Origin of the sequence: Streptomyces sp. NPDC001594 (assembly GCF_042893675.1) — a bacterium.
GTDB lineage: Bacteria > Actinomycetota > Actinomycetes > Streptomycetales > Streptomycetaceae > Streptomyces.
In genome coordinates, this window is sequence record NZ_JBIAVB010000027.1 from 38,215 (window position 1) to 58,144 (window position 19,930).

The following is a 19,930-nucleotide window of genomic DNA, read 5'->3' on the forward strand; positions in this document are numbered from 1 at the left end:
CGAATGGATTTACGGGACGAAGGTCCCGGGCCGCCGGTACCCCCGAACGGGTGTCATACCCGGGAGTGTCAGACCTTCGGCAGAGCCCTAGGGGAAGCCATGGGACGTGAGGAGGAGCCGGGGGCCGCTGAGGTTGGCTCTCCAGACCGATGTGCGGGGCGGCGGGAAAACGCACCATGGATCCATGAGCACCGCAACCTCCACCCCGATCGAGGGCGGCCGCCCCAGCGGCGCCACCGCCACCGCCTCCCACCACCCCCGCCACCGCGTCGGCGGCGCCCTGCGCGCCGTGAGGGTCTTCGCGGCCGCCGTCGTGAGCGTCGCCGTCCTCGGCGAGTACTCCGAGGACGCGGGCGTCATACGCCGCTGACCTGCGGTCACGCGCGTGTGGCCGGATCCCGGCGGGGGTCCGTGCTGATCCACTAGGGTCTCGCGCGTGACCCGCAGCCCCGCTCCCGACCGCTCGCCGTCGCCCTTCGCCGGCATGCTGGTCACCGGGGCGCTCCTCGCCCTCGGCGTCCTGTGCGTGGCCCTGCGGGTCCCGACCGCCGACGCCCTCCTCAGCGGGTTCTCCGCCGCCGACTGGCACCCGCCCGCCGGCTATCCGCCCTTCGCCGCGATCCTGTTCACGCCCGCCGCCTGGCTGCCGGCCGGCGTGCTGAAGGCCGTCCTCGTCCTCGGGAACGGCGGCCTGCTCGCCCTGCTGGTCCTGCTCTCCTGCCGGCTCGCGGGAGTACGGGCCCGGCCGGGCGCCGTCCTGGCCGCCACCATCGCCGGGCTGTGGCTGGAGCCGCTGTTCCAGAGCCCGCTGCCCGGCCAGATCAACCTGGCCCTGGCCTGCCTGGCCCTGTGGGACCTGGGCCGGCCGCGCGCCGCCCTCGGCAAGGGCTTCGCGCTGGGCACCGCCGCCGGGATCACCCTGACCCCGGCGGTGCTCATGCCGTACCTGCTGCTCACCGGGCGGGTCCGGGCCGGGCTGACCGCCCTGGCCGGCTTCACCGGCACCGCCCTGCTCGGCGCCCTCGTCCTCCCGGAGGCCTCCGCCCACTTCTGGGCCCACCACCCGCCCACGGCCGACGGGGCCCCGCTGCTGCACTGGCGGCACCTGTGGGTGTGGGCAGCCCCGCCGCTCACCGCCCTCGCGGCGAGGACGGCGGCCGCCCTCCGGCGCCGGCGCCACCGCCACCGCACGACGGCGGCCCCGAACCCCGCGCCGATCCCCGCGCCGATCCCCGCTCCGATCCCCGCCCCGAGACCGCCCCTGGGGCGGGAGACGGCGGCGGAGGAGGACGGCGCCCCGGTCAGTCGCCCGCGAGCAGCTCGTCGGCGTCCATGATCCGGTAGGCGTAGCCCTGCTCCGCCAGGAAGCGCTGGCGGTGGGCGGCGAAGTCCTGGTCGATCGTGTCGCGCGCCACGACCGAGTAGAACCGCGCCTCGTGCCCGTCCGCCTTCGGCCGCAGCACCCGGCCCAGGCGCTGCGCCTCCTCCTGCCGGGACCCGAAGGTGCCCGACACCTGGATGGCGACGGTGGCCTCGGGCAGGTCGATGGAGAAGTTCGCGACCTTCGAGACGACCAGCACGTTGATCTCGCCCTCACGGAAGGCGTCGAAGAGCTTCTCGCGCTGCGCGTTGGAGGTCTCGCCCTTGATGACGGGCGCGTCCAGGTGCTCGCCCAGCTCGTCCAGCTGGTCGATGTACTGCCCGATGACCAGCGTCTGCTCGCCCCGGTGCTTGCGCACCAGCGCCTCGGTGACCTTCCGCTTCGTCGCGGTCGTCGCGCAGAAGCGGTACTTCTCCTCCGTCTCGGCCGTCGCGTACGCCAGCCGCTCCGACTCGGTCAGGTTCACCCGCACCTCGACGCAGTCCGCCGGGGCGATGTAGCCCTGCGCCTCGATCTCCTTCCACGGGGCGTCGAACCGCTTCGGCCCGATCAGCGAGAACACGTCCGACTCCCGGCCGTCCTCCCGCACCAGCGTCGCCGTCAGCCCGAGGCGGCGGCGGGCCTGGAGGTCGGCGGTGAACTTGAAGACGGGCGCCGGCAGCAGGTGCACCTCGTCGTAGAGGATCAGCCCCCAGTCCCGCGAGTCGAACAGCTCCAGGTGCGGATAGACGCCCTTCCGCTTCGTGGTCAGGACCTGGTAGGTGGCGATGGTGACGGGCCGGATCTCCTTGCGCGTCCCCGAGTACTCGCCGATCTCCTCCTCCGTCAGCGAGGTCCGCTTCACCAGCTCGTGCTTCCACTGCCGCGCCGAGACCGTGTTCGTCACCAGGATCAGCGTGGTCGCCTTGGCCTTCGCCATCGCCCCGGCACCGACCAGCGTCTTCCCGGCCCCGCAGGGCAGCACGACCACGCCCGACCCGCCGTGCCAGAACCCCTCCACGGCCTGCGCCTGGTACGGGCGCAGCGCCCAGCCGTTCTCCTCCAGCTCGATCGGGTGCGCCTCGCCGTCCACGTACCCGGCGAGGTCCTCGGCCGGCCAGCCCAGCTTGAGCAGCGTCTGCTTGATCTGCCCGCGCTCCGACGGGTGCACCGCCACCGTGTCGGCGTCGAGCCGCGCCCCGACCAGCGGCGCGATCCGCTTCGACCGCAGGATCTCCTCCAGCACGGGCCGGTCCGTGCTGGTCAGCACCAGCCCGTGGACGGGGTGCTTGGAGAGGGTCAGCCGCCCGTAGCGGGCCATCGTCTCGGCCACGTCGACGAGCAGCGCGTGCGGGACGGGATAGCGGGAGAACTCCACGAGCGCGTCCACGACCTGCTCGGCGTCGTGCCCGGCGGCCCGCGCGTTCCACAGCCCCAGCGGGGTGATCCGGTACGTGTGGATGTGCTCGGGGGCCCGCTCCAGCTCGGCGAAGGGTGCGATGGCCCGGCGGGCGGCACCGGCGAGCTCGTGGTCGACCTCCAGGAGGAGAGTTTTGTCGCTCTGGACGATGAGAGGCCCGTTCACGCCTGTCCCTTTCCGGCGGGGTGGCGGCCGCCCGGGCGCGGGCGGCCAAACCTCCAGTCTGCCGCATCCCGCCGCGGGTGTGGGCGTCCTGCCGGGCCGTTCGGCTACGCGCCCAGGTGGGGCAGCGGGCCCGACGGGTACGGGGTCTCCACCGGGAGCAGGGCGCGGGCCGCGTCCGTGTCGCCGGCGCGCAGCAGGCCGTGGATCTCGCGGGCCAGCGGGGTGACGTCGCGGATCGAGACCGTCCACTCGTCGGCGTAAGCCCGCGACGCCGGGCCCGACAGGCCCAGCTGGAGGGAGCGGTGGGGCAGCGGGTTCAGGCCGAGGTCGCGCTCCGGGTCCCACTGGACGCGGACCGGGGAGCGGGACAGGGTCTTCTTCCAGTCCGCGCGGTCGGTGTGCACGCGCGGCACGTAGTGCGACAGGCAGGCCCGCGCCAGGGCCCCGTCGAAGCCCTCGCGGCTGATCTCGACGGCCAGCACGGTCTCCTGGCCCTCCTTCGTGGCCCAGCCGCAGCGGTACATCATCCACAGGAACGACGGCTTGATCCACGTCATCCGCTCCCGGTTCCAGGCCGGCGGGAAGCGGCCGTCGCGGGCCGCCGGGAGGCCCAGGGCGGGGGAGTACGCCTGGTACACCGTCACGGTGGTGGCGGTGTGCGCGGCGCGGATCTGGCGGGTGGGGACGGGGTCCGGGACTTCCTGCATCGGCCCAGGGTGCGGGCCGCGCACCCGGGCCCGCCAGGCATTTTCGGCTACACCTGGTCCTCCGCCAGTTCCGCCACCCCCGTGATCCGGTGCAGGGGGTACGTGCGCACCTCGTCCGCCGTGTGGTCGTAGCCGGTGACGAAGCCGCCCTCCACCCGCACGGGTGCGATGACCCGCTGGCTCGCCGCGCCCTCGGCGTTGACGTACCCGATCCACACCGCCGACCCGGTCAGCGCCGCCGCCTGCACCGTCGCCAGGGTCTCCGCCGCGCTGGTGCGCGGCAGTTCGCCCGGCCCCGGGGCGGCCGACTGCCCGGCCGGCTCCTTGCGGACCGCCGTCGCCGCCAGGTCACCCGCCCGGACCGCCCGGACGGCCGCGCCCAGCAGCGTCGCGTCCGGCACGGGCGGCCCGTCCGGCACCGGCACCGGCGCCGTGCGCTCCGGGGTGCGGTACGCGGCCGCCCGCGCCACCAGCACGTCGCCCGTACGGGACTCCGCCGCCGGGGCATAGCCCATCGCCCGCAGCCCGTCGAGCAGCGCCCCCGGCTCCGCCTGCGCCGCCAGCACCGTCGGCGCGAGCCGGCGCAGCCCCAGGCCCGCCGAACGCTTGTCGGCCAGGATCTCGCCCAGCATGGCGTCGTCGTCGCAGCGCACGTACGAGGAGGCCGCGCCGACCCGCAGGTGCCCGTGCCGCCGCGCCACGTCGTCGATCAGGTACGCCAGCGGCTGCGGGACCGGGGTGCGGCTGTGCTCGGCGAGGAAGGCGTGCAGGTCGGAGGCGGTCTGGCCGGAGTCCAGGGCCCGGCGCACCGAACCCGGAGTGAACCGGTAGACCGTCGCCCCGCCCTTGGACTCCACGTCCGCCAGCACCGCCAGCACGTCGCCCAGCGGCCGCCGCAGCGGACCCGGCGCCACCGCCGTCAGGTCCGCCTGGAGCAGGACGTGGTCCACCGGCTCCGGCAGCAGCGGCGCCAGCAGCGGCGCCGGGTCGCGGCCCTCCAGCAGGGCCCGGCCGAACACGCTGAGCGCGCCCCGGCCGGTGACGCCCAGCACCTCCGCGTCGTGCAGGGTCCAGTGCGCGAGCCGGGCGCGCAGGTCGCTCGTGCCGCGCTCGGGCCGCTCCCACGCGAGCCGCTCCAGCAGCGCGTCCGGGTCGGGGGAGCCGCCCTCGGGCAGCGCGGCGAGGAGTTCGAGGACCCGGCGGCGCACCTCGGGCGCGGGCGAACGGTCCAGGTCGGGGCCGAGCACCGACAGGGTGCGGCCCTTGGCGTCCTGCTCGCCGACCAGCCCCGGCGTGCGGGTGGCGGCCAGCCAGGCCGAGGCCAGCGCCGACCAGCGTGCGGCGGGCGGCAGTTCGCGCCAGTCGTCGAAGGCGGGGGTGGGCGCGTACCGCTCGTCGGCCGCGCCGTCACTGGCCACCAGCCCGGCCGCGTAGGCGAGTTCGATCCAGAACGCCGCCGCCTGCTCGGTGGTGTCCAGCGTCGACGCCGCCCGCTTCAGGTCGCGCACGGCCAGCCCGCCCGCCCGCAGCACCAGCGGACCGGCGTGCTCCCAGGACTTCACCAGCTCCTCGACGGTGGCCAGCGCCGCCAGCGCCTGCCCGGCGGCGTTCGCGTCCACAAGCTGTGGACGGTGCTCGCGGTGCGCGCCGACCGGCGGCGCGACCGGCGCCGTCTCCCGGTGCGCGAGCCCGCCCCGCAGGTGCAGCGCCACCTCGCGCGGCAGCACGACCGTCCGCGCCGAGGCCGGCAGCAGCAGCCCCCGGTCCCGCAGCCAGCGCACGGGCGGCGCCGGGTTCGGCGTCACCTCCCCGTACGGCGGCCCCCACACCAGGCGCCCCAGCACCTGGTGCGCCTCCGCCGGGGCCTCGTCCAGCAGCGCCGACATCCGCTCCGGGTCGGTGAACAGCCCGGTCAGGGCCGCCACCGCCGAGACGGGGTCGTGGGTCGGGGGCAGCCCCACGGCCGCCACGATCTCCTGGACCCGGGTCGGCGACATCCCCGCCGTGGCCTCCGCGACGGTCGGCCCCAGCCCCGTCGGGGAGGGCCGCTGCGCCGAGGGGGCGAGCAGCTCCCGGGCGGTGCGGACCAGGCGCAGCCGGTCGTCGTCCCCCCACACCAGCGCCTGGTCGCGCAGGGTCCCCAGAGCCCGGGGGAGGGCGTCGCGGGCCGCCCGGCCCTCGGCGTCCCCGCCACCGGTCCCGGTCAGCAGCTCCTCCAGCACCGGGTACGGGCACGGGTCGGGGGCCACCGCGAGGGCCTCCGCCGTCTGCAGGGCGAACCGGTCGAGGCGGTCCAGCGCCCGCACGACGGAGGCCCGGGTACCGGCGCGGGTGGCCAGCTGCGTGATGTCGCCGGGCACCGGGTTCAGCAGGTCGGGGCGGGCGTGCAGCAGCGCGGCGAGCGCCGCGTCGTCCCGGCCGCGCAGCGCCTCCGCGAGGGAGCGGGGCGGGGTGGGGGCGCCGGTGCCGGGCGGAGCTTCCGTCGTGGCGTGCGCGGTGCCCCGCTGCGTGTGCGTCGCGGCGCTTCCCTGCGGACTTCCCTCGGGCACGGTGCTCGCCTCCTGGTCACGTCGGCCGGTCGTCGGCCGGTCCCCATCCGGGCAACGGTATCCGCTGCGCCGACGGCCGCTCCACGCCCGCACGCGCTACCTTCTGGGGCGTGGGGATCGAGAGCGACCATCTGGTCTACGAATACCTGAGCCGGGTCGGGGACTTGGCGCAGCAGCGGCAGCTGTCGTCGGGGGACCGGATGCGGCTCGTGTCGGGGCTGCGCGACGAGATCGACCGGCGGCGCGCCCGCTTCGACCCGGAGACCCCGGAGGCGGTGCGGGCCGTCCTGCGGCGCCTCGGCACGCCGGAGGAGGTGCTGGACGCGGTGGCCGCCACCGCCGACCCCGTCCCCCCGGCCGCCGTCGCCCCGGTCTCGGTACCGCGCCAGCGCGGCAACCGCCGCCGTCCGGGGGTGAAGCGGGCCGCCCCTTCCGGTGTTCCCGAGCCGCGGAACGTGCCGCCGCACCTGGCGGGGCTGGACGAGCTGGGCGGCCCGTCCGCGGACCACGGCGAACCCGACTGGTGGCGGCTCCCGGCCGCCGGGCGCGGGCCGCAGGTCGAGGGCTTCGCGGGCGGCATCGAGATCCCCGAGCTGCTGGGGCGCGCCGAGGAGGACCCCGCGCCCGAAGCCGCCCCGCCGGCCGCGCCGGGCGGCCTGCTGGCGTACCTCCGGCAGCGCGGGAAGAGCTCGCAGCCGCCGGCCGCGGAGGGGGCCGCGGGGGCGCGCCCGCGCCCGCACGGCTTCCTCCTGCTGGCGGCGCTGCTGCTGGCCGCGGGGGCGCTGACGGGGTACTGGCCGCTGCTCGGGGCGGGCGCGGTGGTGGCGTACGTGTCCCGGGTGCTCGGTCCGCAGGAGCGCAAGTGGGTGATCCTGGGCGTGCCCGCCGCGGTCTTCACCGCGGCGATGCTGTGGCTGTGGGGCCGCGCCACGGGCCGCTGGGGCGACCCCCTCCCGCAGACGCAGCTGGGCCCGGCCTTCCAGTCCATGTGGCCCACCCTGGCCCGCACAGCGAGCGCCACCCTGGCGGCGTACCTGGGCTGGCGCAGCAGGCGCAGGTAGGGGGGCGGGGCGGGGGAGGGCGGGGTCCCGGCCTCCCCCGCCCGGCCTGCCGGACCGGTTCCGCCCGAGGGAAGGCGGCTGCTTCCCGCCCCTCCCCACCCTCCGCACGGCGAAGGCTTGGTCTAAAAATGGGGCAAGAGCTGACATTCCGCCAAATAACGTTATCCGATAAGCCAACCTCCGCTTAGCCTCACGTGGTTCGCTGGAGTCTCGGCACAATGGCGCTATGACCTCCCACATCCCCCCACAGCTCACCGTCGGGTTCGACCTCGACATGACGCTCATCGACTCCCGCCCCGGCATCCACGCCGCCTGGTCGGCGCTCGCCGCGAAGACCGGGGCGTTCATCGACGCCGACCTGGCCATCACGCGTCTCGGGCCCCCGCTGGAGGAGGAGCTGGCGTACTGGTTCCCCGAGGAGCAGATCCCCGCGATGCGGGACCTCTACCGGGAGATGTACCCCGACCACGCCATCGAGCCGACGCCCGCGATGGCCGGGGCCCGTGAGGCCGTCAAGGCCGTCCAGGCGCTCGGCGGGCGGGCCATCGTGGTGACGGCGAAGAACGAGCCCAACGCCCGCCAGCACCTCGAGCACCTCGGGATAGAGGCCGACGCCGTCATCGGGTGGCTCTGGGCCGAGGGCAAGGCCAAGGCGCTGCGCGAGTACGGCGCGCAGGTCTACGTCGGCGACCACATCGGCGACGTGCGCGGCGCCCGGACGGCCGGGGCGGTGTCGGTGGCGGTGGCGACCGGGCCGTGCGCGGCGGAGGAGCTGCGCGAGGCCGGGGCCGACGTGGTGCTGGACGACCTCACCGCGCTGCCGCAGTGGCTGGCGGAGTTCGCCCGCACCCTCTCGGCCTGAGGAGGCGTCAGGCGTCAGGCGTCAGGCGGCCTGGGACGCCCGGGCCGCCCGGCGCTGGGCCGCCGCCGAGCGGAGCACGCCGGCGGCGGAGATCGCGAAGCCGACGCCCATGAGCATGCACACCGCCCACGCGTACGACGGGAACGGGTCGGTGCCCAGGAACAGCGGGGCGATCGTCACGAGGGTCGCCACGGCGCCCACGATGAAGACGATGCCGCCGGCCTTGACCAGCCCGTCGCCGGGGCGTGCTTCGTCGGGGTGAGGAGTAACAGTCACCCCACCAGGGTAGTTCCCTGGCCGAAGCGGTCCAGCGCGAAGGACCGGGGAACGTCTTGCCACCCGTTTCAGGACCATTAGCCTGGAGGAGGCGGGTCGAAGGACCCGCTGTACTGCTATCCGGAGCCGTTCACCTCGGCAAACCGGACCCGACGAGCACAAGGACAGAGGACGGACGTGCCTACCGGCAAGGTCAAGTGGTTCAACAGCGAGAAGGGCTTCGGCTTTCTCTCCCGAGACGACGGCGGAGACGTCTTCGTGCACTCGTCGGTGCTCCCCGATGGGGTCGAGGCGCTCAAGCCCGGGCAGCGCGTGGAGTTCGGTGTCGTCGCGGGGCAGCGCGGTGACCAGGCGCTTTCGGTGGTCGTGCTGGAGCCGACGCCGTCCGTGGCGGCCGCGCAGCGGCGCAAGCCCGACGAGCTCGCCTCGATCGTGCAGGACCTGACGACCCTGCTGGAGAACATCACCCCGATGCTCGAGCGCGGCCGCTACCCCGACAAGGTGCACGGCGCGAAGATCGCCGGCCTGCTGCGGGCGGTGGCCGACCAGCTGGACGTCTGATCGTCGGATCGTTTCCTCACGCGTAGCCCGGTGCCCCGCCGCTCGTCCGAGCCGCGGGGCGCCGTCGTGTGCGGGGAGCGCCTACGGGAAGCTCAGCGCGTCCGGGGCGATGGCCGGCACCAGGCCTTCGGCAGCGGCCCTGGTCAGCAGCCCGCGCACGGCCGCGTAGCCGGCGTCGCCCAGGTCGGCGGTGAACTCGTTCACGTACAGCCCGATGTGCTGGTCGGCGACCTTCGGGTCCAGTTCCTGCGCGTGCGCCCGTACGTAGGGCCGGGAGGCCTCGGGGTCCTCCCAGGCCATCCGCACCGACGTACGGGCCGCCTCGGCCAGCGCGCGCAGGGTGTCGGCGCCCAGGGACCGCTTGGCGATGATCGCGCCGAGCGGGATCGGCAGGCCGGTGGTGGACTCCCAGTGCTCGCCCATGTCGGCCAGGCAGTGCAGCCCGTACTCCTGATAGGTGAACCGGGCCTCGTGGATGACGAGCCCGGCGTCGACCCGGCCGTCGCGCACCGCCGGCATGATCTCGTGGAAGGGCAGCACGACGACCTCGCCGACCCCGGCGGGCAGCACGTCCGCCGCCCACAGCCGGAACAGCAGGTACGCGGTGGAGCGCTCGCTCGGTACCGCGACCGTCCTGCCCGTCAGGTCCAGGCCGGGCTCGCGGGTGAGGACGAGGGGGCCGCAGCCGCGTCCCAGGGCGCCGCCGCAGGGCAGCAGGGCGTACTCCTCCAGCACCCACGGCAGTACCGCGTACGACACCTTCAGCACGTCCAGCTCGCCGCGCTCGGCCATGCCGTTGGTGACGTCGATGTCGGCGAAGGTCACGTCGAGGGCGGGCGCCCCCGGGACGCGGCCGTGCGCCCACGCGTCGAAGACGAAGGTGTCGTTCGGGCAGGGGGAATAGGCGATGTCGAGCGTGCTCAGGGGGGTGTGGTCAGCGGTCGCGGTCATGGCGTTCTCCCCAGGTGACGAGTACGGGTCCCAGCGCGCGGAACCCGTCGGCGAGGGCGGCCAGCGCGTCCCCGATCCGCCAGGCGGCCCGGTCGCGCGGCCCGACGGCGTTGGACACGGCGCGGATCTCCAGCACCGGCAGCCCGTGCGCGGCGGCCGCCTCCGCCACCCCGAAGCCCTCCATGGCCTCGGCGCCGGCGAGCGGGTGCCGGGCGGCGAGCTCGGCGGCGCGGGCGGCGCTGCCGGTGACGGTGGAGACGGTGAGGACGGGCGCGAGCAGCGCCCCGGTGGCCTCGGCGGCCCGGGCGGCCAGCTCGGCGGGCGGAAGGTGCACGCTGCGGCCGAAGCCGAGCTCCTGCACGGGGACGAAGCCGTCGGGGGTCTCGGCCCCCAGGTCGGCGGCGACGAGCGCGTCGGCGACCACGAGCGAGCCGGGCGGGGCGGCGGGCGCGAACCCGCCGCCGATGCCGGCGGAGATGACGAGCGAGTAGTCGGCCAGCGCGAGGGCGGTGGCCGTGGCGGCCGCGGCGGAGGCCGGGCCGACCCCGCCGACGAGCACGTCGGCGGCGAGGCCGGGCAGGTCCCGGCGGGTGATGAGGTACCCCCCGGGCAGGGTGCGCGGTTCGGGTGTGACCGGGTCCTGATGAGGGGTGAGCCCGGAGGCCGCGGAGTCGGCCTCCGCGGCCACGGCGGTCACGATCAGCGCGCGCACGCTGTTGCGCCTGCCGCTTGTTACTTCTTGAGCTTGAGCTTGAAGGACCAGACGGCGAGGGGCTTGCCGTCCTCGCCGACCTGGACGAAGCTCAGCATCTTCGACTGGGGCGCCTCGCCCTGGCCGCCGGTCGCGAAGACGTCGGCGCCCGCGAAGCTGCGGTAGGTGTTCGCGGAGGGCTCGGTGATCGGCTGGCCGTCGAGGACCGCCTGCCACTTCTTGCCGTCCTCGACGACCTTCGGCTCGACGCCGAGGCGCAGCGTGTCGCCGCGGCCGTACTCGATGGTCTTGGCGTTCTTCTTGCCGGTGAGGCACTCCTGGACCTTGTCCATGGAGAGGTCCTTGCCGTCGGAGCGGCACTCGGCCTCGGCGGACACCGACGAGCTGCCGACGGTCACGGTCGCGAGCGGCGTCGGCTTGTCGCTGTCGCAGGCGGACAGGAGGAGGAGGCCGGCGGACACGGCTCCGAGGGCCGCGACGCTGCGGCGGGCCCTACCCGGGAAAAGCGGTGCGGTCATGAGCCGAAGGCTATCGGGCCGGTGGGCCGCGCCGCCGCACGGGGGGTGTACGGCGGCGTGGCCCTGCCCTCCGCCGGGGGCTCCGCCCCCGGACCCCCGCGCCTCAAACGCCGGCGGGGCTGGATTTCGCCGCCCCGCCCCTACGCCACCCGGGTGCGGGTGGAGCCACGGGGGTGGCGGGTGGTGAGGAAGCCGCGCAGGGCCACCGCGGTGCCCAGGGCGACGACCGCCGAGGCGACCGCCATCCCAAGGACCCCGTTCAGCGGCAGGGCGATGCCGATGCCGCCCCCCACCACCCACGCCATCTGCAGCAGCGTCTCCGAGCGGGCGAAGGCCGACGTGCGGACGGCCTCCGGGACGTCGCGCTGGATCATCGCGTCCAGCGACAGCTTCGCCAGCGCCTGGCAGAAGCCCGCCGTGCCGGCCAGGACCGCCATGAACGGGCCGCTGAAGACCAGGGCCGAGAGGATCGCCACGCCCAGCGTGGCGGACAGGACGGCGGCCACGATCGCCTCCGGGGCGCGGGCCCGCAGCCACGCCCCCACCGCCGTCCCGCACGCGTTGCCCACGCCCGCGGAGGCGCCCACGATGCCGAGGGACACCGCCGCGCTCTGGCCGCCCAGCGGCTGCTCGCGCAGCAGGAACGCCAGGAAGAAGATCAGGAACCCGGACAGCACCCGCATCGCCGCGTTCGCGAGGAGCCCGCAGAGCACCGGACGGCTCACCGTGCGCAGCCCGGGCCGTTTCGAGTGGGCCTCGTGGGTGGAGAGGCGGGCCCGGCGTTCGCCCTTGGCGTCGTCCACCTTGTGCGGCAGCTGGAACGCCGCGAACGTCCCCCACACGAAGATCGCGCAGGCCCCGTACAGCGGCCACGGCGGCCCGAGCGCGTGCAGTCCGGCCCCCACCGGCGCCGCCGCGCCCGTCGCGAGGAGGCCGGCGAGGGTGACCCGGGAGTTGGCCTTCACGAGGGAGAACCCGGGCGGCAGGAGGCGCGGGACCACCGCGCTGCGGACGACTCCGTACGCCTTCGACGCCACCAGGACGCCCAGGGCCGCCGGGTACAGCTCCAGCCCGCCCGTCGCCACCGCGCCCGACATCGTCAGCGCGAGCAGCGCCCGCGTCAGCATCGCGCCCGCCATCGCCGCCCGCCGCCCGTGCGGCAGCCGGTCCAGCAGGGGGCCGATGACGGGGGCCAGCAGGGTGAAGGGGGCCATGGTGATGGCCAGGTACAGGGCCACCCGTCCGCGTGCCTCGTCCGTGGGAACGGAGAAGAAGACGGTGGAGGCGAGCGCGACCGTGATCATGACGTCGCCGGCGCCGTTGATCGCGTGCAGTTCGATCAGCCGGCCGAGCCCCGATTCCCCGGCGCCGTGGGCGTGCGTGACGCGCCGGATCCCGCGTGCCGTACCGGTGAACGGGAGGTGCAGGGCACGCCCGACCGCCCGGCCGGCCCGCCTGGCCGGTCCCGAGCCGTCTGCGGACGACCGTACGGGAGCCACTTGGACATAGTGCCCCAGAGCGCCCCCCGGGACCCGCCCCGGCGCGTCCGGGCGGGACGAGGGGGTGGTCCGGCGGGTCGTCCGGGGGTCGCCCGGGGGGCGCCGATGTCCGCGAATCGGACCTCGCATGTGGGCCGAAGCCGTCGGAGGAGGTAGCGTGCGTAGCGCGCCACCGGCGGTTGCTCTTGGCCGCGCGCCTCTTCGCGATCCCGCAGAATGGATCACATGGGGTGCGCCCGAGGCCGATCGGGGCGCGGACGTCGACGCGGCCCACTGGTCCGCTCCGCCCGCGCTACGTACGGACGAGACCGTTGGGTCGTTGTGGACGACAGTACGGACGGCGCACTCGTGAGACGGCGTAGGAGAGAACGAGACCTGTGAGTGCTGCGACGACGCGAAGCCGTACCCCGCGTACCCCCGCCCCCGACCGCCTGTGCGCCGAGGCCGTGGAGCTCGCCCGCGAGGCGGCCGAGGAGGCCGCCTACCCCGGTGTGGTGGGCGAGCACGTCTCGGTCGTAGCGGAGGGTGACCGGGTCGTCACGCACTTCTTCGAGTGCAAGGAAGCGGGCTACCGCGGCTGGCGCTGGGCCGTCACGGTCACCCGTGCGTCGCGCGCCAAGAACGTCACCCTGGACGAAACGGTGCTGCTGCCGGGTGACGACGCGCTGCTCGCGCCCGAGTGGGTGCCGTGGAGCGAGCGGCTGCGTCCGGGCGACATGGGTCCGGGCGACCTGCTCCCGACGGAGGCGGACGACCTGAGGCTGGAGCCCGGGTACACCGGCGAGGACGTGCCGCCGCCGAACTCGCTGGTCTCGCCGGAGATGGCCGAGCTGGTGGAGGCGGAGGACGCCGACGTCACCGACCGGGCGGTCGTGCCGGCGCGCGGGTCGATCACGGCCGTCGCCGAAGAGCTGGGGATGCGGCGTGCGCGGGTGCTGTCCCGGTACGGGCTGCACACGGCCGCCGACCGCTGGGACGAGGCCTTCGGGTCGAAGACGCCGATGGCGCAGGCGGCGCCGGCGTCGTGCGTGTCGTGCGGCTTCCTGGTGGCCATCGGAGGGTCGCTGGGGCAGGCCTTCGGGGTGTGCGCGAACGAGTTCGGGCCGGCGGACGGGCGGCTGGTGTCGCTGTCGTACGGCTGCGGGGGGCACTCGGAGGCGGCGGTGATGCCGAAGCCGCCGAAGCCGGCGGAGCCGGTGCTGGACTCGATGGCGATCGACGAGTTCCCGCTGCGGCCGGCCGCCGACACGGGGTCGGTGCCCGTGGCGGGCCTGCCGTCCGAGGACCTCGGGCACTCGTAGCCGTCGCGCTGCCGCCGCGGGGGCCTGCTCCGCGGCGCGGTGACGCCGTACGCTCGGCCCCATGGACATGGTGGGGATGACCGGGCGGGTGACCGGGCTCGTCGGGCCGGGGCTGGTCGGGGAGGTCATCGTGCGCGTCCGGGGCGGCGCCGAGCACTTCCTCGCGTACCCCGCCCCGGGGGAGAGCGCGCGGATCGCGGTCGGGGCGGTGGTCACCGTCGTGGAGTACCAGGCGCCGCGCACCGTCTACGTGATGGCCGTGTACGAGGGCTGAGGGCCGGTCGCCGTCGCCCCTCGTATCAAGATGGCGACAAGAATGATCCAGCCACTTCTCCAGCACCCCCGCGCAGGCGCACACTCACCCCCGTCGGTGCCGAACGGCGCCGCGCTAAGGGGGCGTTGCCGATGGCTATCGGCGTCGTGGCGGGAGTGGTTCTCGCCGCAATCATTGCCTTGATCGGCCTGTTCAAGCTCATGTGGCGGGTGGCCGAACCGAACGAGGCGCTCGTCATCTCCGGGTCCACGCACAAGACCGAGGGCATCGGCGAGGGCATGGGCTTCCGGATCGTCACCGGCCGGGGCACGCTCGTCCTGCCCGGTGTGCAGGCGGTGCGCAAGCTGTCGCTGGACCTCAACGAGACGCAGCTGAACGTGGACTGCGTGACCCACCAGGGGATCCCGCTGCGGGTCAAGGGCGTCGTGATCTTCAAGATCGGCGACGACTACGTGTCCATCGCCAACGCCGCGCGCCGTTTCCTCGACCAGCAGAAGATGATGCCCGAGCGGGTGCACATCGTCTTCGCCGGCCATCTGCGGTCCATCGTCGGTGGTCTGACGGTCGAGGACATGATCCGCGACCGGGAGAAGCTGACCGGGCAGACCCGGGCGGCCTGCGGGACCGAGATGGAGAAGCTCGGGCTGATCGTGGACTCGCTGCAGATCCACGAGATCGAGGACCCGACGGGGTACATCAAGAACCTCGCGATGCCGCACGCGGCCGCCGTGCAGCGCGACGCGCGCATCGCCCAGGCCGAGGCGAACCGGCTGGCGACGGAGGCCGAGCAGACGGCCTTCGCCCGGATGGCCGAGGCAACCCGGGACAGCGAGATCCTCCAGGCCGGCTACCAGGCCGAACGGGACAAGGCCGCGGCCACCGCCCGGCAGGCGGGCCCGCTGTCCGAGGCGGCCGCCCGCCAGGAGGTCGTCGTGCAGGAGACCCGGGTCGCGGAGCTGGAGGCGCACCGGCGGGAGCAGCAGCTCCAGGCCGACGTGCGCAAGCCCGCGGACGCGGCGGCGTACCAGACGAGGACGCTCGCCGAGGCGGAGCGCGACGCCCGCATCTCGGCGGCGCAGGCCAAGGCGAAGGAGACCGAGCTGGCGGCCGCCGCCGAGGCGACCCGGGTCAAGACGGCCGCGGCCGCCGAGGCCCAGGCCACCGAGGCGCGCGGGCACGCGGCGGCCACCGCGACCCGGGTCGGCGGTGAGGCGGAGGCGGCGGCCACCCAGGCCAAGGGCCTCGCGGCGGCCGAGTCGGCGCGGGCGAACGGTCTCGCGCAGGCGGAGGCGGCCAAGGCCAAGGGTCTGGCGGAGGCCGAGGCGATCAAGGCGCGGGCGGCGGCGCTGGCGGAGAACCAGGAGGCCGTGGTCGCCCAGCAGCTCGCGGAGAACTGGCCGGCGATCGTCCAGGCGGGCGCGGGTGCCTTCGGCAACGTCGAGCACATGGTGCTGCTGAACGGGGCCGAGGGGATGTCGGAGATGTTCGCGAAGGCCCTGACGATGGGCGGCACGGGGCTGGGCGTGGCCCGGCAGCTGCTGGCCTCGATGGCCGATCGGCAGAAGGGCGAGGGGGGCGGGGAGGCGCAGGCCCCCGCCGCCGCCCCCGTGAACGGCACGGCCCCCGGCGGCCGCACCCGGATCCCCCTCGACGAGGACCGCACCTGACCGACGTCAGGCGCCGGCGCCGGCCGGTTGTACGCGCGGCCTACGCGGGGCCCGTCGGCCCCGCGTACGCCGCCGCGCGGCCGTCGGTCGCCTCGGGCGGCCGGGGCCGTCCGGCGGGTTTGGGCGGTGTGTGCGGGGCCCGCGGCCTCGCGTGCGCGGCGCCCACGGCCGTCGGTCCGGCGGGCGACGGCTGGGGAGGCCTGGGCCGTCCGGCGTTACGCGCGCGGGGGTGGTCGGGTTCGTGTTCGCGGGGCCGTCAGGGCTTCGGGCGGCGGCGCAGGGTGCGTTTGGCCGCCAGGGTCAGGGCCGTGGCGGCCGCGAGGAGCAGGGCGGCCTTCGTGAAGCCGCCGCCCTGCCCGTCCGACGGGCCCTTCTGCCCGGCCGGGCCGGCGGCCGGCGGGCGGGCGGAAGGGGCCGAGGGGGGCGGGGTGGTGGCGGGGGCCACGGGGACGGCCACCACGCGGCTGTTCACGCCCTCCGCCCCGAACAGCAGCGTCCGCCCGTCCGGGGAGTACGTCACCGACTCCGCCTGCCCCTGCCAGGGCGCGTCCACCCGCTCGCCCTCCCCGCGCGGGCGGCCGTCCTGCCACGGGTACGTCCGCGCCGTGAAGTAGCCGCGCAGCGTCAGCCGGGTGCCGTCCGGGGAGAACGCCCCGTCCGTCACCCACGGCACCTCCGCGATCCGCCGGAAGACGTTGCGCCCGTCCGGGGACAGCGTCTCCGGGCCCTCGTACAGGCCGCCGCCCTTCTCGTTCTTGCTCGCGATGTACACCCGGCCCGTCACCGGATGCACCATCAGCGCCTCCGCGTTGCGCGGCCCGTCCGCGTACACCGCCGTGAACTGCTCGGCCGTGACCGTCGCGTCGCGCAGCTCCTTCGGCTCCGGGAAGCGGTAGATCCACACGTGGTCCCAGGTGCCGTCCCGGTTGTCCCCGATGTCACCGACGTAGAGGTTCCCGTCCGGGCCCAGCGAGATGGCCTCCACGTCGCGCGGGGTGCCGATGCCGCCCATCGTGATCCGGGCCACCGTCTTCCCCGTCGCCGAGTCCACCGCGTACACGTACGGGCCGTCGTCGCTGTCGTTGTGGGTCCAGTAGACGCCCGGGTGGATCCGGCTGGCCGCCAGCCCGCTCGACTCCGTGATCCGCGGATCGGTGATCGTGAACCCGGACGCCGTGGGCGCCGGGCTGCCGGCCGGGGCGGCACCGTTGGCCGCCGCGGGGCCCGCGAGCAGCAGGCCCAGGGCGAGGGCGGCGGGAACGGCGGTCGTCGGGGCGGTCGGCAGGCGCATCCCCCCAGCCTGCCAGCCCCCGCCCCGTCAGGGGCCGTGCCCGCCCCCGCCCCCGGCGTGTCCGGCATCACAGGGGTGCGCGCCACCCGATCCGCGATGATGACCGGATGCGTTTCATGTTCGTCGGCGATTCCATGACCATCGGACGCGCCGGCGACTTCACCTGGCGCTACCGGATGTGGCAGCACCTGCGCGCCACCCTGGGCGACGGCTCCTTCGAGATCGTCGGCCCGCGCAGCGCGCTGTACGACACGGCCGGCGACCCCGCGGCCGGCGACGACTACGCCGCCCCGGACTTCCCCGCGGCCGCCCGCCGCCACCTGGCCGGCTGGGGCGAGGGCTGGCAGCACATGGCCCCGCTGATCGGGCCCGCCGTCCGCGAGAGCGGGGCCGACGTGCTGCTCGTCTCCCTCGGCCTGATCGACCTCGGCTTCTACACGAACGCCGAGCAGACCGCCGAGAACGTCCGCGCGTTCATCGCGGCCGCCCGGGCGGCCCGCCCCGGCGTCCGGATGGTGTTCCTGCCGGTCATACCCAACGTCCGCGCCGAGGCGGACGCCCCCTTCGCCGCCGAGGTCGTCCGGTTCAACGAGCTCCTCGCCAAGACCGTCGCCGACCTCGGCGACGCCGCCTCGCCGGTGCTCCTGGCCGCGCGCCCGCAGGCGTACGACATCCACCGCGACACCTACGACGGCACCCACCCCAACGCCTCCGGCGAGCACCGGCTGGCCGGGGAGTTCGCGGCCGTCCTCCACCAGGCCTGGGGCATCGGCGGCCCCTACCGTCCGGCGGCGGACGACGCGTAACGCGCCCCGGGGGCGGGGGTCTTGCTTCGAGGACACTCCAAGCCATTGACTTGGTCCCCATGAAGTACACGCAGCTCGGACGCACCGGCCTCAAGGTCAGCCGACTCGTACTCGGCACGATGAACTTCGGTCCGCAGACCGACGAACCCACCAGTCACACCATCATGGACGCCGCCCTCGACGCGGGCGTCAACTTCTTCGACACCGCCAAGCAGGCATTTTGATGCCCGTGCCGAGTGACCCTCAGGCGTAGGCAGGCCGCGGCAATCTCACGGCTTGCCGCTATGTCCTTGAGAGCAGCATGGCTTGCAAGCCTCTAATCAGAGCACGCACACCCTATGCCCCAACGCGTGGACAACCTAGGGTGAGACGCCGGGTCGATGGAGTTCTATCCGGGGACCACGCCTTGAGGGGGGCAGGATGGGTGACGCGCGAATTTCGACCACCATTTCTCCGCTTACCAGTGACTGGAACACGGATCGCTACTCTGAAAAGGGTTGGCCTCAATTCCTAGACTCCGTCACTATAGCCGGGCTTCGCGGCTGGGCAGGGGAAACGGTCGAGTTTCGATTCCCGGTAACGGCAATCGCCGGAGAAAATGGAGCCGGTAAGAGTACCGTACTCAAGGCGGCCGCAGCCGCTTACCGTGCCCCGGATAAACTTTCCGAGATGCGCACCTTCTACCCGGATGACTTCTTCCCTAACACTCCATGGGAGCGCGTAGAGAAGGTGAGCCTCCTTTATCAATTCCATCTCGGCGTGTCCGTCAGTGCATTGAATCTCCGAAAGCCGAGCAAGCGGTGGCGCGGCATGCCGGACCGGGTCGGTCGCCCTGTATTCTTCCTTGACATTAGTCGCATTCAGCCGATCGACACTCTGATCGGATACGGAAAGATCGCGAAGCAGTCAACCTTTCGCGGAAATGAAACAGAGTTCTCTGACGCCGACAGGAACACCCTGGCGAGGATCATGAACAAGTCGTACACTGCCGGCAAAATGGCGACGTACGAGCAGAAGCAGATTGGAATTCTCTCAACGGCCGAGGGGGAGTACTCCAATTTTCACCAGGGTGCCGGTGAGGACACTACGACAGATCTCGTAACGCTGCTACGCGCGGCACCGCGCAACTCGCTCGTGATCATCGACGAGATCGAGTCGTCACTCCACCCCAGAGCGCAACGTCGTCTCATGGCAGAACTGTTCTCCATAGCGCGCAGTCAGAGAATTCAGTTCATCCTCTCCACTCATTCGCCGTACGTGTTGGAGCAACTGCCGACCGAAGCGCGGGTCTATATTCAGCTGGAGCGCGGCGGAACCCGGGATGTAATCTATGGCGTTACCCCGGATTTTGCCATGTCGCTGATGGATGATGTAGACCATGCCGAGTTGACTCTTTACTGCGAAGACAGGGAGGCGGTGGTCATGATCGACGCCCTACTGTCCGTCGAGCACCCCGACCTCCGGAGACGGATTTCCATCACCCCTGTAGGGCCTGCTAGTACAGTGAAAACCCTCGGTCGTCTTTCTCTCGAAGAAAAGCTTCCCGGGAAATCAATCGGCGTACTCGATGGCGATCAACAGTCAGCGCCCGGATGCGTGAAGATGCCGGGAATTATCGCGCCCGAACGGGAAGTGTTTGAGAACTCAGACGAAGACTACTGGGATGTCGTTGCGCAAAGACTGGGAGTCCGAACCGGTGACCTGCTGGACGCGGTCGAAGATGCCAGGCGACTTGAGAATCATCACGCATGGTCTCGGCGGATCGCTGAGGATCTAGGCCCCCGTGTTCGCACAGATCGGGTATGGGAGGATGCGGTATCCGTGTGGGCGCAGCAAGTCGTGGATAGCGCTGCCCGAACGGAGTTTGCGAAGTATATCCTTAGCCGCCTTGATGGCTGATTCGGTCGGCTTCCTCGCTTGAGTTGTGCGTGCTGCCGTAGCCAGCCGTTG

General features: G+C 73.6%; 19 protein-coding genes and 2 pseudogenes. 12 read left to right on the forward strand and 9 right to left on the reverse strand.

From position 1 onward, the window contains the following. The first annotated feature begins 184 nt into the window (after nt 1–184). Nucleotides 185–370, forward strand: a complete 186-nt coding sequence (locus tag ACFY0O_RS35775; protein WP_388954786.1) for a hypothetical protein — start codon at nt 185–187, stop codon at nt 368–370. A gap of 66 nt (nt 371–436) precedes the next feature. Continuing rightward, nucleotides 437–1,336 carry a glycosyltransferase 87 family protein gene (locus ACFY0O_RS35780; protein WP_388954789.1) on the forward strand — a complete coding sequence of 300 codons (900 nt, stop codon included), beginning with the start codon at nt 437–439 and terminating at the stop codon, nt 1,334–1,336. On the opposite strand, the gene ACFY0O_RS35785 is transcribed toward ACFY0O_RS35780, so the two are convergent. The 3 genes from ACFY0O_RS35785 to ACFY0O_RS35795 form a co-directional block, all read right to left on the reverse strand. Further along, nucleotides 1,302–2,945 (reverse strand): DNA repair helicase XPB, encoded by a 1,644-nt coding sequence (locus ACFY0O_RS35785; protein WP_358895981.1) that lies wholly within the window; start codon nt 2,943–2,945, stop codon nt 1,302–1,304. The two genes, ACFY0O_RS35780 and ACFY0O_RS35785, sit on opposite strands and share 35 nt — an antisense overlap. Before the next feature lie 104 nt (nt 2,946–3,049). After that, nucleotides 3,050–3,652 carry a DUF4291 domain-containing protein gene (locus ACFY0O_RS35790; protein ID WP_388954793.1) on the reverse strand — a complete coding sequence of 201 codons (603 nt, stop codon included), beginning with the start codon at nt 3,650–3,652 and terminating at the stop codon, nt 3,050–3,052. A 47-nt stretch (nt 3,653–3,699) separates the two neighbouring features. Beyond that, the gene (locus ACFY0O_RS35795; protein ID WP_388954887.1) at nt 3,700–6,078 is read right to left on the reverse strand and encodes a helicase C-terminal domain-containing protein; all 2,379 of its coding nucleotides are present in this window, start codon (nt 6,076–6,078) and stop codon (nt 3,700–3,702) included. A 233-nt stretch (nt 6,079–6,311) separates the two neighbouring features. Between ACFY0O_RS35795 and ACFY0O_RS35800 the strand changes: the two genes are divergently transcribed. Together ACFY0O_RS35800 and ACFY0O_RS35805 are read left to right on the forward strand one after the other, a co-directional pair. Then, nucleotides 6,312–7,262, forward strand: coding sequence for a hypothetical protein (locus ACFY0O_RS35800; RefSeq protein ID WP_388954796.1), 951 nt, complete (start codon nt 6,312–6,314; stop codon nt 7,260–7,262). Between the two features lie 226 nt (nt 7,263–7,488). Beyond that, nucleotides 7,489–8,124 carry an HAD family hydrolase gene (locus tag ACFY0O_RS35805; RefSeq protein WP_358895984.1) on the forward strand — a complete coding sequence of 212 codons (636 nt, stop codon included), beginning with the start codon at nt 7,489–7,491 and terminating at the stop codon, nt 8,122–8,124. Nucleotides 8,125–8,145: 21 nt separating this feature from the next. On the opposite strand, the gene ACFY0O_RS35810 is transcribed toward ACFY0O_RS35805, so the two are convergent. Further along, nucleotides 8,146–8,400, reverse strand: coding sequence for a hypothetical protein (locus ACFY0O_RS35810; protein WP_079429079.1), 255 nt, complete (start codon nt 8,398–8,400; stop codon nt 8,146–8,148). Between the two features lie 177 nt (nt 8,401–8,577). Here ACFY0O_RS35810 and ACFY0O_RS35815 point away from each other — a divergent pair, with 177 nt between their 5' ends. After that, nucleotides 8,578–8,961, forward strand: coding sequence for a cold-shock protein (locus ACFY0O_RS35815; protein ID WP_388954800.1), 384 nt, complete (start codon nt 8,578–8,580; stop codon nt 8,959–8,961). 81 nt (nt 8,962–9,042) lie between these two features. On the opposite strand, the gene ACFY0O_RS35820 is transcribed toward ACFY0O_RS35815, so the two are convergent. From ACFY0O_RS35820 to ACFY0O_RS35835, 4 genes are all read right to left on the reverse strand, one after another. Then, entirely contained in the window at nt 9,043–9,912 is an 870-nt protein-coding gene (locus ACFY0O_RS35820; protein ID WP_388954803.1) for a 1,4-dihydroxy-6-naphthoate synthase, read from the reverse strand. Then, nucleotides 9,896–10,624 (reverse strand): futalosine hydrolase, encoded by a 729-nt coding sequence (locus ACFY0O_RS35825; RefSeq protein WP_388954806.1) that lies wholly within the window; start codon nt 10,622–10,624, stop codon nt 9,896–9,898. Before ACFY0O_RS35825 ends, ACFY0O_RS35820 begins: the two co-directional genes overlap by 17 nt. 20 nt (nt 10,625–10,644) lie before the next feature. After that, entirely contained in the window at nt 10,645–11,142 is a 498-nt protein-coding gene (locus tag ACFY0O_RS35830) for a DUF2771 domain-containing protein (RefSeq protein WP_388954809.1), read from the reverse strand. A gap of 140 nt (nt 11,143–11,282) precedes the next feature. Beyond that, nucleotides 11,283–12,659, reverse strand: a complete 1,377-nt coding sequence (locus ACFY0O_RS35835; protein WP_388954889.1) for an MFS transporter — start codon at nt 12,657–12,659, stop codon at nt 11,283–11,285. A gap of 359 nt (nt 12,660–13,018) precedes the next feature. On the opposite strand from ACFY0O_RS35835, the gene ACFY0O_RS35840 reads away from it, so the two are divergent. The 3 genes from ACFY0O_RS35840 (at nt 13,019) to ACFY0O_RS35850 (ending at nt 15,883) form a co-directional block, all read left to right on the forward strand. Beyond that, nucleotides 13,019–13,942 (forward strand): DUF3027 domain-containing protein, encoded by a 924-nt coding sequence (locus ACFY0O_RS35840; protein WP_388954811.1) that lies wholly within the window; start codon nt 13,019–13,021, stop codon nt 13,940–13,942. A gap of 67 nt (nt 13,943–14,009) precedes the next feature. Next, nucleotides 14,010–14,216 (forward strand): hypothetical protein, encoded by a 207-nt coding sequence (locus ACFY0O_RS35845; protein ID WP_388954892.1) that lies wholly within the window; start codon nt 14,010–14,012, stop codon nt 14,214–14,216. 131 nt (nt 14,217–14,347) lie between these two features. Further along, nucleotides 14,348–15,883 carry an SPFH domain-containing protein gene (locus ACFY0O_RS35850; protein WP_388954814.1) on the forward strand — a complete coding sequence of 512 codons (1,536 nt, stop codon included), beginning with the start codon at nt 14,348–14,350 and terminating at the stop codon, nt 15,881–15,883. Nucleotides 15,884–16,139: 256 nt separating this feature from the next. Here the strand turns inward: ACFY0O_RS35850 and ACFY0O_RS35855 are convergent, their stop codons facing one another. Continuing rightward, complete coding sequence (locus tag ACFY0O_RS35855) at nt 16,140–17,174, reverse strand: WD40 repeat domain-containing protein (RefSeq protein WP_388954816.1); 1,035 nt, start codon at nt 17,172–17,174, stop codon at nt 16,140–16,142. A gap of 107 nt (nt 17,175–17,281) precedes the next feature. On the opposite strand from ACFY0O_RS35855, the gene ACFY0O_RS35860 reads away from it, so the two are divergent. From ACFY0O_RS35860 to ACFY0O_RS35875, 4 genes and pseudogenes are all read left to right on the forward strand, one after another. Further along, the gene (locus tag ACFY0O_RS35860; protein ID WP_388954819.1) at nt 17,282–17,980 is read left to right on the forward strand and encodes a GDSL-type esterase/lipase family protein; all 699 of its coding nucleotides are present in this window, start codon (nt 17,282–17,284) and stop codon (nt 17,978–17,980) included. Nucleotides 17,981–18,039: 59 nt separating this feature from the next. Beyond that, nucleotides 18,040–18,189: pseudogene (locus ACFY0O_RS35865) on the forward strand (aldo/keto reductase); the annotation flags it as partial. Nucleotides 18,190–18,400: 211 nt separating this feature from the next. Continuing rightward, a pseudogene (locus tag ACFY0O_RS35870) lies at nt 18,401–18,598 on the forward strand (ATP-binding protein); the annotation flags it as partial. A 51-nt stretch (nt 18,599–18,649) separates the two neighbouring features. Then, on the forward strand, nt 18,650–19,879 hold the full coding sequence (locus ACFY0O_RS35875; RefSeq protein ID WP_388954895.1) for an ATP-dependent endonuclease: 1,230 nt from the start codon (nt 18,650–18,652) through the stop codon (nt 19,877–19,879). The last annotated feature ends 51 nt before the right edge of the window (nt 19,880–19,930 follow it).

What these genes read in the sequence shown, in the direction of transcription:
- ACFY0O_RS35875 (WP_388954895.1), top strand. Translation starts at nt 18,650, where the DNA reads ATGCGCACCTTCTACCCGGATGACTTCTTCCCTAACACTCCATGGGAG.
- ACFY0O_RS35820 (WP_388954803.1), bottom strand. Translation starts at nt 9,912, where the DNA reads ATGACCGCGACCGCTGACCACACCCCCCTGAGCACGCTCGACATCGCC.
- ACFY0O_RS35850 (WP_388954814.1), top strand. Translation starts at nt 14,348, where the DNA reads ATGGCTATCGGCGTCGTGGCGGGAGTGGTTCTCGCCGCAATCATTGCC.
- ACFY0O_RS35790 (WP_388954793.1), bottom strand. Translation starts at nt 3,652, where the DNA reads ATGCAGGAAGTCCCGGACCCCGTCCCCACCCGCCAGATCCGCGCCGCG.
- ACFY0O_RS35805 (WP_358895984.1), top strand. Translation starts at nt 7,489, where the DNA reads ATGACCTCCCACATCCCCCCACAGCTCACCGTCGGGTTCGACCTCGAC.
- ACFY0O_RS35845 (WP_388954892.1), top strand. Translation starts at nt 14,010, where the DNA reads ATGGTGGGGATGACCGGGCGGGTGACCGGGCTCGTCGGGCCGGGGCTG.
- ACFY0O_RS35860 (WP_388954819.1), top strand. Translation starts at nt 17,282, where the DNA reads ATGCGTTTCATGTTCGTCGGCGATTCCATGACCATCGGACGCGCCGGC.
- ACFY0O_RS35775 (WP_388954786.1), top strand. Translation starts at nt 185, where the DNA reads ATGAGCACCGCAACCTCCACCCCGATCGAGGGCGGCCGCCCCAGCGGC.
- ACFY0O_RS35855 (WP_388954816.1), bottom strand. Translation starts at nt 17,174, where the DNA reads ATGCGCCTGCCGACCGCCCCGACGACCGCCGTTCCCGCCGCCCTCGCC.
- ACFY0O_RS35830 (WP_388954809.1), bottom strand. Translation starts at nt 11,142, where the DNA reads ATGACCGCACCGCTTTTCCCGGGTAGGGCCCGCCGCAGCGTCGCGGCC.